Genomic DNA, 11,412 nt, shown 5'->3' with positions numbered 1-11,412 from the left:
GAGGTAACAATGATCTTCCCAACCATTAGTTTTATTATTTTCTACATAATAGTTATAACACTTTACTTAGTTGTCAGCTCCGCGAAAAATATCAGAAAGTACGTTCTTATTTTGTCTTCCTATATTTTCTACGCAGCCTGGGACTGGAGATTTCTTGCCCTATTGGTCTTTGTATCTTTCATAGCTTGGGGTGCGGGTCTCATCTTGGAAAGAGAGGGGCCAAAATACCGCATAAAGCTAATATCAATCTCATCTTTATTAATAATTTTAGGCCTATTCAAATATTACAACTTTTTCATACTATCTCTACAGGATTTGTTTAGGGAAACTTTCTTAGAACGTGATCTCTTGTGGCTAAGCTTTATCCTGCCGCTGGGGATTTCTTTTTATATTTTTCAAGCCATTTCCTATATTTTTGATGTTGACCGAAAGCAATTAAGCGCATCGAAAGATTTTGCGAATGTTGCTCTTTATATTTCTTTCTTTCCGCAATTAGTTGCAGGCCCTATAGTCAGAGCCTCAAGCTTTTTTCCTCAAATTAAAAAAAATTACTCGATAAATCAGAGGACTATAGCAGAAGCAATTCTTTTAATTTCTATCGGTCTTTTCAAAAAGATAGTAATCGCAAACTACTTAGCGATTTTGATTGTCGATCCTGTCTTCGGTTTCCCCGCGGAGCATGGTTCGTTTGACACTCTATTGGCAGTTCTTGCGTACGCGGTTCAGATTTACTGCGACTTCTCCGGCTATTCGGATATGGCAATTGGCCTCGCTCTACTTCTTGGCTATCGCTTCCCACCAAATTTCAATCAGCCCTATAGTGCACGGTCCCTCAAAGATTTTTGGAGTCGGTGGCACATTTCACTCTCAAGCTGGATACGCGACTATCTGTACATACCGCTTGGCGGAAACAAAGGAAGTAAGATCCGCCAAGCTATTGTATTGCTAGTGACTATGTCGCTTGCTGGCTTATGGCATGGAGCTTCTTGGAATTTCCTAGTCTGGGGGGCTCTTCATGGAACCGCGTTGTTGACCGAGCGACTGCTCTCCCTTGATAAAAAGCTCCCATTTTATCGATATTTTACAATTATTTTCGTCTTGTCCCTTTGGATACCCTTTCGATCGGGAACATGGGATGAAACAGAAAATTTAGTGGCATCAATGTTCAGTGGAAATTTTTATTTCTCCAACGGGTACTACCCGCAAATTACAGTTCTTGTTACGCTGGGCTTCCTAATGAACTTCATACCAATAAGATGGATGCCCGAAATACTCAAAAAATTTACAATCCTGCCAGCCGTTCTAAAAGCAGTGTGCTTTGCTCTGTTGATACTCTTATGCTTTGCATGTGCACAAGATGGTGTCGCTCCATTTATATATTTTCAATTTTGAGAAATAATATGAATAGCGAAATAAAATATTTTATTATTGTTTTATGGATAATGATCATCGTGTCCTGGTTAATTTCAGGTGAAATATTCATCGACCTAGCTTTTGAAATTCCTGACTTTTTCTTTGTCGATGATTTGATAATTTCTGCTATCCTAAAGCTTGAGAGCTTGAAGCTGTTGCTGATTGACACCAATTACTTTTCTCTCCTAAGGGAGTTAATTCATGAGTGGACTGGTCTGCCTGGATAATTATCAAAGAAGTGCAAACTTTCTTACTCGGCGATCGTTTGTACGAGGCGCTGCGGCGGCAACTGTCTGTTTTTCACCATCAATTGCAAAAGCAAGCAATTCACTAGGAATTGATTATCTAGAAGGACTATCCGAGAGCTCCAGTTTAGCTGATACAAATAAATTCGTGGCCCCGCATGCAGTCCATGAAGCTTATTCACATGTTATGTATGTGAATGTTGCCTACTCGGGCGCCGCAATGCAGAAAATGTGGGTCTTACGGCGTAGATTTTCCGGCTGGGACCTTGCCTACCGCGACCCCACCGCTGTTTCGGGTTCTGACGGGTGGTCTTGGCCAGTTTCATCTGGAGCCCTCTATGCAAATGAAGCCCGTGCAGGTCCCACGCCAGTTGGTGTTTTCAATATCGATGAAAGAACTCATCGATATCGAGGCGGTTGGGGCAGTCCAGGAATGTATAAGGCGGTGTACATCGACCTACACTATTCATCTGGCCGAGCTTCGGGCGTGGCAATCCATGGAACAACACAGAGTAGGTACGCTCACCTGGGGACACCAGCCAGCCATGGGTGTGTTCGGGTGACGCAACCAAACATGGACGTAATACACTCCATGTTATTTCCACATGGGGAACCGCGCGAACATAGCCCACTGTGGGGTGAAGTGCCGCGCTATTTTACATCTGATCCAGAAGACAGCTGGGCGGCTCGCTCTGGATACGTACGCGACGGTCGTCTACTTCACGACACTATTGGGAACACATTGACAAAGCCGGGATACAAAGTGTTGGCGGTTTTTTTTCGAGATGATCGTGCATGAGGCTTGCCAGCAGTCTAATCTTTTTAATTTCTGTGATGTTGTATGGTGAATTAGGCCGGGCTGAAACATGTTCAGTGGCCTATCAAAATTCTCCACCCGAAATTAATGCTTGCGCCAGTGATGAGCGGGTTACGCTATCGTTTGTAGGTGATGTCTTGATCCACGGCCGCCTCCAGAGACAGGGCCTATCTCAAGGATTTTCCTCATTGTGGCAGGAAGTAATACCTCTTTTCAAAGAAGTTGATATTGCGGTAGCAAATTTAGAAGGTCCGGTGGCCCCAACGATCGATCGAAACGGGCGCGTCGTGGATTATCCTGGTCCTGTATACGACAATGTAGTTTTCACATCATACCCACTGTTCAATTATCATCCTAACCTTCTCCAAGCCCTGCAAAGTAGCGGTATCGACTTCCTTTCGACAGCCAATAACCACGCGCTAGATCGATTCAGCCTTGGGGCAGATATTACTATAGATCTGCTTGAGCAGTTCGGGATTGCATATTCAGGTACAGTACGCAGCAATAATCCTAGAGACTTTACTACTTTAACTGACACAGATCTTGGGCAGATTGCCTGGATATCGTGCACATTCTCCACCAATGGTATAATCGACACAGATGAGCAAGTTCTGTACTGCTACCGAGACCGAGAATACATATTGGATGAAGTCAGACGCTTAAACGAATCTCATGATATCGTTGCAGTAGTCGTCCTGACGCATTGGGGGGTAGAATACGCAAGTAATCCAAGCTTACAGGAGCGGGACTTGGCAGAAGACTTAGCTTCTGCGGGAGCTACATTGGTTGTAGGAACTCACCCCCATGTAGTTCAGCCATGGGAGTTTGTGCCACAGTCGAACAATATCGTACCAATCGTTTATTCGACTGGAAATTTTGTGTCTGGACAGTTGGGCTTAGAGCGTGAAACCGGAATTTTTGTGCGGGTAGAGATGTGTCGCCAGAATTTATCTGGAGACCTAGCCGACAATTTGCGCCCAACCTTAGTAGTGTCTGAAATTGGATGGGTGGCGATGCGGATGCAAATGGGTGGAGCATTAGAGGTGCAACCAATTTTTGAGGGTGAATTAAGACAAGGACTGACAAATGCACGAAATCACGTCGAAAGCCTCATTCCCAATCATGGGCTTCATCCAAGCCAGTATTGTGAAAATTTGAGCAATCAAGACAACTTTTCCATTCAATGAAAAAATTAGTATTTATATTTTTTTCACTTATTGCGCATCCGTGCCTTGCCGAAGAAATACTGATTTCCTTTGGTGGAGACGTCAATTTTGCGCAAAGTCGCGTGGCGCCTAATCCATACGAGGTGACTAAATTCGGCACATACCCAATCGACTATACGACTGAATTTATCTCCCACGAATGGAATGGAGATTTGAATTTCATTAATGTGGAGACAGTGGTTTCTGAAAATGATTATGATGGGCCAGATAAAACCTTTGTTTTTAGGAGCCATCCAGAAAATTTCGACCACTTAATTGCATTGGGTGTCAATGTGTTCTCGCTCGCAAATAACCATGCTTATGATCACGGTTATGGCGGTATCGAACAAACTCTAGATTATTTCACGGCCGCATCCGAATATAATCCTGAGCTGTTATTCGCCGGCTTAGGTAACTTCGACGGTGCTTTAATGCCAAGCGTCATAGAAATCAGTGGTTATCGGGTTGCATTCGGCGCAATTGGCATCGGCAGTCAGTTTTATGCAGCGTCCAGCCCAACAGCTATAGGGATGGCGACCCTCGGCGTTGGCGAGCATTATGATATACTACTACAAAATATGGCTACAATTGATGCGGATTTGAAAATAATTTCAATCCATTATGGAGCTGAGAACCAAACATACCTAGACTCGGGACAGAGGGACTTATTCTTGAGAGCCGTTGAGGAGGGTGGCGCTCACTTAGTACTGGGTCACCATCCACATGTCGCTCGAGCAGTCGAAGCAACTTCAGAATATGCAATATTTTATTCGTTAGGAAACCTTCTCTTTGTAGGGGGAGCAGTGCAAGATTATGGCCTATTGGGCAAAGCTTATTTTGACATGTCTGGTGATAGTCCGAGACTCTCCGCACTCGAGGCCATTCCTCTAACCAATGTGCACCTTTCTCCGCGCAGCATGAGCATGGCAAGAGCCGAGGCAACTATTAACAACCTCAACCGGCTTTCTGTAATTAGCGCTGGTCCCTTAGGAGCCTCTTTTGACACTGTGGATGCCTTCAGGGCTCCAAGAGGGCTCGCGTGTTTTGGCGGACCATACGGGCAGCGTGCTCACCGTGCTTGCTGTGCACTAGACATTAACTGGACATGTGGGCTTCCTGAACCGATGTAAATTCGAATGCTTCTCGTGAAAATACATTTATGGCGGCGAGGGTGCATACCGCCCGACGTCACCATAGTATTGAATCAGGTCTGAACCACAGTTGAACTTGCGAGCCATTCCATCTGCGACCTCTCGCGCAAGGACGTTAGCATCTGCGTTGGCTCTGGCATCAACCAATCCAACCATGCAGCTCTGCTCGCTAGGAGTATTCGCCACTCTCGATACTACCAAAACTTGACCTCGCATTGCTGGATCTACTGAGCCCGTTACAGGATCTACATTATCTATGAACCACCTAAGTATAGTGGCAAAAGGGATCCCATTATCAAGGCGCCATTCAATTGTGGTATTGACGTAATTCCACTCCGCGAATGTTTCATAGTAAGATGCAGGATCCGAAATATACCCAAACCTTACAAATTCCCTTAGATCCCCGAAAGTCCAATAAACAGGATAATTTTCAAAGCCCTGGCACTGATAAGAAGCGCTAGTTCCCTCAACAGTTTCTTTAATGAGGGTACAACCCTGTTCAATATTTAGTTCTGTGTAAGTGCTATCTTGTGCAGTAACGTAGGACGGAAATAGTAGTGCGAGAGATGATATAAAATATTTAATCATAAAAGATATTAACCTCATCACATCACTCTCGCGGGATCCTGATATACTGCAATTCTAGTATGGAGTTCTTAAAATGTACAAACTAGTTTTTTTATTCGGTGTGGCCGTTCTCACTACTGGTGGTTCATCGAGAATTCTAGCCGCAAGTTTTGATTGTGAGAGGGCGTCGACCCCCACTGAGCATGCGATATGTGACTATTCTGAATTGTCTGCTCTCGACGAACTTATGGGAGCAGCATATCAATTGGCACGTCAGTCACCAGAGGGCTGGATGACAGAGGATGAACTGAGACAATCACAACGGGAGTGGATAGCATCTAGAGACACATGTGGCAGTAATTATCTCTGTATTCGAGAGGAATACACATCCAGACTGAAAGAAATTTCAGCCAGTTTTTTGGAGTTTAACACCGGTAGTAGTTTCGCTTCATACTTGTATCAAGGAGATCCAGTTTCCGGAAAATGTGTTCAGGGCACTTTACTCGCAGAGTGGGGCCAGTGTGTGACCGCTTATCCGGGTGGCCCTCGGATTCGGGGCTTCAGTGTCGGTGGTAGTATGGCGTTTGACGTGTATTATGACGGACCCAATGGCCATAGTTGTTCCCTCGCTGGTCGCGCTGAACGAGAAGGCAGCTCATGGATTTATCGAGACAACAACACCAGTTGCGAACTGTTGATTGAAATTAGTGCTGACGGCTTTTCTATTTTCCCTCAAGGAAATTGTAACAACTATTGCGGAATGCGCGCCCAGGGTGGACTCGAGCAGTACATCGAATATTGACAAAAAATCACTGCTTAACCCCATTGTTAGCAAATAGAAAACCACGACGGGTTCACCATACTATGATGCGCTCAACTTAACCTGGTCTCTTAAACAGCTACTCCGTTAATACGCAAATTGATCGACCGATTTGAACTGCGCCACGCCCCTGAGGGATAGGAAGTCGTGCCGCACGGTTAGTTGGCAGCTTTGTTCAATGTCGCTCTATCAGGCAAAAAACAAGCCCACTCTGTTACGGATGAGCCTTGTTTTATTGGCTCGAAAAAAGTGGTTGCGGGGGCGGGATTAAGCCTGTGCCGAGACATGGTTTTTTCATAAAAATTTTTATATTCCGTGTTGTTTTTAAAGATCCAACCCTCCCACTTTGATCCCGTAATTCTTATACATTTTGAATGGTGAAACTATGCTGACTTCCGTTTAACAAAGATCTTATAGTGGTCGTAAAGGTAGGGAGCTTTTGCGAATGCACGACATGACCTTACGACAAATTGAAGTGATACGTGCTGTTATGCTAACGGGCACGATTTCAGGAGCAGCAGGGCTCTTAAATGTTTCCGCCCCAGGGATTAGTCGGCTTGTAAAGCATACTGAAGAAACGCTTGGAATACGATTATTTGAGCGAAAAGCTGGCGTGTTCATACCATCAGTTGAAGCAAGTCGCGTATTTGATCAGGTGGGAGAAATATACCGGCAAGTTGAAAGCTTAAATGCTGCAGTCAGCTCACTTAAGTGTGGCGAAGATGTAAGGCTATCGTTCGCTACTGCACCTTCAATCGCACAATTTATCGCTGCACGAGTTTTGCAGAACGTTAGGGGCGTGTATGGCGACTTATTTGTAGACATGAATGTTCTAAAAATTGAAGAGACAGTTGATTACCTTCTTCTTGAAAGAGGTGAATTTGTCATTATGAGCTCCCCTGTAGAAAATGCAGCAATTGATAATGAAGAGATCGCAGAGGGGCGGTTAGTCGCCATTATGCCCGAAGGCCACAGGCTGTCCAAGAATAAGAATATTTCAGCCTTGGATCTTGCTAAGGAGCCTGTGATCGGCGTCGATCCCAATGATCCTTATGGAGCGCTATTGGCTAAACCTTTTCTAGAGGCTGGTATTGAGATTAATCATGCAATGCGTGGACGCTTTGCTCAAACCGTTGTTAGCCTGGTCAGACACGGTTTGGGGGTGGCGGTTATTGATGAGTTTTCGGTAGCTGAAGTGTATATGCCCGGATTGGTGCGACGGCCACTGGTGCACGATATCCCTATCAAATCATATGTCGCTCGCAAAAAAGGCCGGGTGCTCTCGCGTTTCGCAGAAGACACAATAGGTCATTTTCAACGACAGTTGGAACGTGCAGTAAAAGACGGGCCTTGGTACCGCTCATAAAAGTAACATCATGTTAATGATATGATCATATAAATATTTGACGTTAAGTTATGGAATATAAACAATGAACACAAAGCTGGAGGTGCCAAGTGCGCCTCACAGCTCACTGGGGAAGTGTTCATGGTCAACAAAAGCAATCTTGATCTTGGCCTTATTGGTGACAATATCGCTCATTACACCCCTATAAATACTGAGTTCCTTCAAAATGCAGAAACGAAGGGATTGGACGTTATTTCTGGATATGAATTGTTCTTCTATCAAGGAGTACATGCGTGGGCACACTTTGTTAATCTTCCCCCTGCTGAAAATCGCGTTCGATCAGACCTCATATCCAATGGAGACGTGGCATGAAGACTTCTATCGCGACAGTTTCTATATCTGGAAACCTAAAAGAAAAGCTTGAAGCTATCGCCTCAGCAGGCTTCAAGGGCATAGAGATTTTCGAACAAGATTTTATTGCAGATAGTGGGACGCCCCGCGAGATTGGGGACATGATCCGTGATCATGGTCTTGAAATAACGCTTTTTCAGCCATTTAGAGATTTTGAGGGACTGACTGGAGTAGCACGCCAAAAAGCGTTTGATAGAGCGCGGTACAAATTCGACACGATGCAAGAATTAGGCACGGATTTGATTTTGTTCTGCTCCTCAACCCGCCCAGATGGGTTAGGTGGAATTGACCGCGCCGCCGCAGATTTCCAAGATCTTGGGGAAATAGCTGCAACGTACAACATTCGCGTGGGTTATGAAGCCTTGGCATGGGGTAGGCACGTTTACGATCATCGTGATGCTTGGGAGATTGTGAGACGCGCAGGCCATCCTAATATCGGCGTGATCCTTGACAGCTTTCATTCCTTGGCAAGAAAAATCGACCCTAATACGATCCGCAGTATTCCCGGCGATAAAATATTTTTTGTTCAATTAGCAGATGCGCCTTCAATTGAAATGGACCTTTTTTATTGGTCTCGGCATTTTAGAAACATGCCAGGCGAAGGAGACCTTGCTGTAACTGACTTCATGCGAGCCGTCATGGCAACTGGGTATACAGGACCCATAAGTCTGGAAATATTTAATGACCAATTCCGCGGAGGGCTACCGAAAGGATTAGCAAGAGATGGCTACCGTTCTTTAGTGGCACTCATGGATGATGTTCGCAAAAGCGAACCCGACATCACTGTTCCAATGCCCAACTTACCGCCGAGGATAGAGGTACAAGGGGTCGCATTCATTGAATTCGGAACTGATGAAAATGAAGCTGAGGCGCTAGGCCACCAATTAAAGTCAATGGGCTTTTTACATGTAGGAAACCACGTTTCAAAAAAACTTAAGCTCTGGCAGCAAGGTGAAATCCGCATTCTGTTAAATACTGAAAAAACCGGCTTTAGCCATTCATCTTTCGTAGCAAATGGTACGAGCATTTGCGACATTGGCGTATTGGTGAACAACGCATCCGACACTATAAAACGAGCTCAAGCGCTGGCGGCGAAACCTTTCACACAACAGGTCGCTTCGGGTGAGCTGGACATCCCTGCAATTCATAATGTTGCGGGCAGCGTCATGCATTTTATTGATAAAGATAGCGGATTATCAAATGTGTGGGATGTAGAATTTGTCCCAGTTGAGAACAACATCGAAAATCAGGTCGGGCTGACCCAAATTGATCACTTGGCAGAAACTATGAGCTATGATGAAATGCTCAGCTGGTCATTGTTCTACACTTCAATTTTTGACATGGATCGTACGCCCATGGTGGATGTTATCGATCCTGACGGACTTGTCAGGAGCCAAGCAATTAAAGCAAAAAATGGCTCAATTAGAATAACTCTTAATGGTGCAGAGACTCATAGAACTGTCGCGGGCAGATTTTTGGCAGAGCGCTTTACAGGTGCTGTGCAACATGTGGCCTTCAGAACAGAAGACATTTTTAAAACTGCAGTAGGCATGCAAGAGCGTGGCTTTGAACCGCTAGAAATGACCGAGAATTACTATCACGATCTCAAGGCTCGTTTTTCAATTAACGATGAAAATTTAACGCGAATGAAAGCGCTCAACATTCTTTACGACGAGGATCAAGATGGCGCATTCTACCAGCTTTATGGCAAGCCTTTTGCGGGTGCTTTATTCTTTGAAATTGTTCAACGTATCGATCAATACGACGGCTATGGCGCAGCAAATGCACCCTTTAGAATTGTTGCGCAAAAACGGCTCATGCGGCCAAAGGGAATGCCAAGCAAATGACTGCTAAAATAGGTTACTTCCACAATTTATCTTAGAGCTCTCGGGAACCACTCCAAATATTAATGTCTAAGACGCCATGTGTCGTACGCTTTGTTCCAACCGAGAAGATTGATCACTTTTTTAGCGCACAGCTAATTGTGGGCACTTGTTGACTATTGCTTGGATGCCGCAAATTGCAGGCATTCAGCAAAGACACTGCGCTCAACATTGATTGGCGCTCCTCTTGCTACGCTGAAGCCAACAGGGCCGGAAAGCAAAGGTGAAGACAGTGCAACAGCAACCAGCGTTCCTTCTTTCAATTCGTCGGCAACCACTCCATGTGAGATGAACCACAGCGCATCCGAGAGACGCACAAGCTTACGCCCCACTGGAAGTGCAACCGTCTCATAGGCTGCACGTATCTCCGGCAAACCAATACTGGAGAGGTAGCGCTCGACCGTTTGAGAAATAACCGCACCCTGCGGAGGTAAAATTAACGTATAGCCCTCGACCTTCTGCTCCGGTACTGGCTCAAGTAATATGGGATGGCCAGGACGGCAGACGAGGACCACATCCTCTATGTAAAGTTGCTGGAAGGTAACACCCGTTCGAGTGTCTCGCTCTGGCATTCTTCCAACCACCAGATCAACTTGCCCGTCTCGCAACTGATTGAAAAGAAGCCAGTTTGGCCCAGATTGAATTTGCAAGCGGACATGCGGCATTTCCTTTCGGAATGCCAGAGCTGCTCGAGGAAGCAGATCCGTCGCAGCCGTCGGTAAAACCCCAATTGATAAACGTGTCGTTAGTTCGCCATCAGCTGTAAGGCGTTCTGCTCCTCGTATGAGTTCGGTGAGCGACGAGCTTGCGTGCCCCTGAAATACACGCCCGGCCTCATTTAGTCTAAGCCGCCGGCCGACGCGATCGAATAGTCGCACACCGAGCATCTGCTCCAACTCTTTCAGACTGCGTGACACCGCTGGCTGAGTGATCCCTAACCTGTCCGCTGCAAGCGACACGCTTTCCGCACGCGCAATTTCTAGGAAGGTTCGAACGTGCCGAAGATTTAGATGCTGATCCCAATTCATAACATATTTGATATATAACGTGCCGATAAAATCAATATAAAAAGCGAAATAATGATATATAATGGGGCAAGCTTAGCCTAATTATGGAGAATAATGTTGTCCGAGCGTCACCAAAAAGGCATGCAGGTACGTCGCTCAGTTCTGGGCGACGCTCATGTCGACCGTGCCGAAGCGGCAAAAACAGCCTTTGACGAACCATTTCAAACGTTAATCACCGAAAGTGCATGGGGCACAGTCTGGGCTGATAACACAATCAGCTACCGTGAGCGCTCGTTGCTAACGCTTGCCCTTCTGGCTGCAACCGGCAACTTCGAGGAAATACCAATGCATATCCGCGCTACGGCGCGCACTGGCGCTTCCAAAGAAGATATAATGCAAGCATTTCTGCATGTGGCGATCTATGCAGGAGTGCCGAAGGCAAACCATGCCATCAAACTCGCAAAACAGACCTTCAGCGAAATGGAAGAGCATCCATGACCCACCAGATGCCACTACGACAAAGATCATCCGCATTAAAGGGGAAGTGA

The 11,412-nt window shown here is 45.7% G+C and carries 11 protein-coding genes; 9 read left to right on the top strand and 2 right to left on the bottom strand.

Annotated features, from left to right (window positions below; all coding sequences use genetic code 11):
* Positions 1-9 precede the first annotated feature (9 nt).
* The 4 genes from AAC637_RS10520 (at position 10) to AAC637_RS10510 (ending at position 4,810) form a co-directional block, all read left to right on the top strand.
* Complete coding sequence (locus AAC637_RS10520) at positions 10-1,392, top strand: MBOAT family O-acyltransferase (RefSeq protein WP_340303521.1); 1,383 nt, start codon at positions 10-12, stop codon at positions 1,390-1,392.
* 222 nt (positions 1,393-1,614) lie between these two features.
* The gene (locus AAC637_RS12705; protein ID WP_445322734.1) at positions 1,615-2,457 is read left to right on the top strand and encodes a L,D-transpeptidase; all 843 of its coding nucleotides are present in this window, start codon (positions 1,615-1,617) and stop codon (positions 2,455-2,457) included.
* Positions 2,454-3,662 (top strand): CapA family protein, encoded by a 1,209-nt coding sequence (locus AAC637_RS10515; protein ID WP_340303520.1) that lies wholly within the window; start codon positions 2,454-2,456, stop codon positions 3,660-3,662. Before AAC637_RS12705 ends, AAC637_RS10515 begins: the two co-directional genes overlap by 4 nt.
* Positions 3,659-4,810 carry a CapA family protein gene (locus AAC637_RS10510; protein ID WP_340303519.1) on the top strand — a complete coding sequence of 384 codons (1,152 nt, stop codon included), beginning with the start codon at positions 3,659-3,661 and terminating at the stop codon, positions 4,808-4,810. The genes AAC637_RS10515 and AAC637_RS10510 overlap by 4 nt, the downstream gene beginning before the upstream one ends.
* 27 nt (positions 4,811-4,837) lie before the next feature.
* Here AAC637_RS10510 and AAC637_RS10505 read toward each other — a convergent pair whose 3' ends face one another.
* Complete coding sequence (locus AAC637_RS10505; protein WP_340303518.1) at positions 4,838-5,437, bottom strand: hypothetical protein; 600 nt, start codon at positions 5,435-5,437, stop codon at positions 4,838-4,840.
* Between the two features lie 55 nt (positions 5,438-5,492).
* Here AAC637_RS10505 and AAC637_RS10500 point away from each other — a divergent pair, with 55 nt between their 5' ends.
* From AAC637_RS10500 to AAC637_RS10485, 4 genes are all read left to right on the top strand, one after another.
* The gene (locus tag AAC637_RS10500) at positions 5,493-6,200 is read left to right on the top strand and encodes a lysozyme inhibitor LprI family protein (protein WP_340303517.1); all 708 of its coding nucleotides are present in this window, start codon (positions 5,493-5,495) and stop codon (positions 6,198-6,200) included.
* Positions 6,201-6,663: 463 nt separating this feature from the next.
* Positions 6,664-7,584 (top strand): LysR family transcriptional regulator, encoded by a 921-nt coding sequence (locus AAC637_RS10495; protein WP_340303516.1) that lies wholly within the window; start codon positions 6,664-6,666, stop codon positions 7,582-7,584.
* A 120-nt stretch (positions 7,585-7,704) separates the two neighbouring features.
* Entirely contained in the window at positions 7,705-7,935 is a 231-nt protein-coding gene (locus AAC637_RS10490; RefSeq protein ID WP_340303515.1) for a hypothetical protein, read from the top strand.
* Positions 7,932-9,821 (top strand): bifunctional sugar phosphate isomerase/epimerase/4-hydroxyphenylpyruvate dioxygenase family protein, encoded by a 1,890-nt coding sequence (locus AAC637_RS10485; RefSeq protein ID WP_340303514.1) that lies wholly within the window; start codon positions 7,932-7,934, stop codon positions 9,819-9,821. The genes AAC637_RS10490 and AAC637_RS10485 overlap by 4 nt, the downstream gene beginning before the upstream one ends.
* Before the next feature lie 152 nt (positions 9,822-9,973).
* On the opposite strand, the gene AAC637_RS10480 is transcribed toward AAC637_RS10485, so the two are convergent.
* Positions 9,974-10,885 carry a LysR substrate-binding domain-containing protein gene (locus AAC637_RS10480; RefSeq protein ID WP_340301235.1) on the bottom strand — a complete coding sequence of 304 codons (912 nt, stop codon included), beginning with the start codon at positions 10,883-10,885 and terminating at the stop codon, positions 9,974-9,976.
* Between the two features lie 93 nt (positions 10,886-10,978).
* On the opposite strand from AAC637_RS10480, the gene pcaC reads away from it, so the two are divergent.
* On the top strand, positions 10,979-11,362 hold the full coding sequence (gene pcaC, locus AAC637_RS10475; protein ID WP_340260082.1) for a 4-carboxymuconolactone decarboxylase: 384 nt from the start codon (positions 10,979-10,981) through the stop codon (positions 11,360-11,362).
* Positions 11,363-11,412: the final 50 nt, after the last annotated feature.

The organism is Roseobacter sp. HKCCD7870, from assembly GCF_037830315.1.
Taxonomy (GTDB): domain Bacteria; phylum Pseudomonadota; class Alphaproteobacteria; order Rhodobacterales; family Rhodobacteraceae; genus M30B80.
Note: the sequence above shows the minus strand (reverse complement) of the source record. Positions and strands in the feature narration are given on the sequence as shown.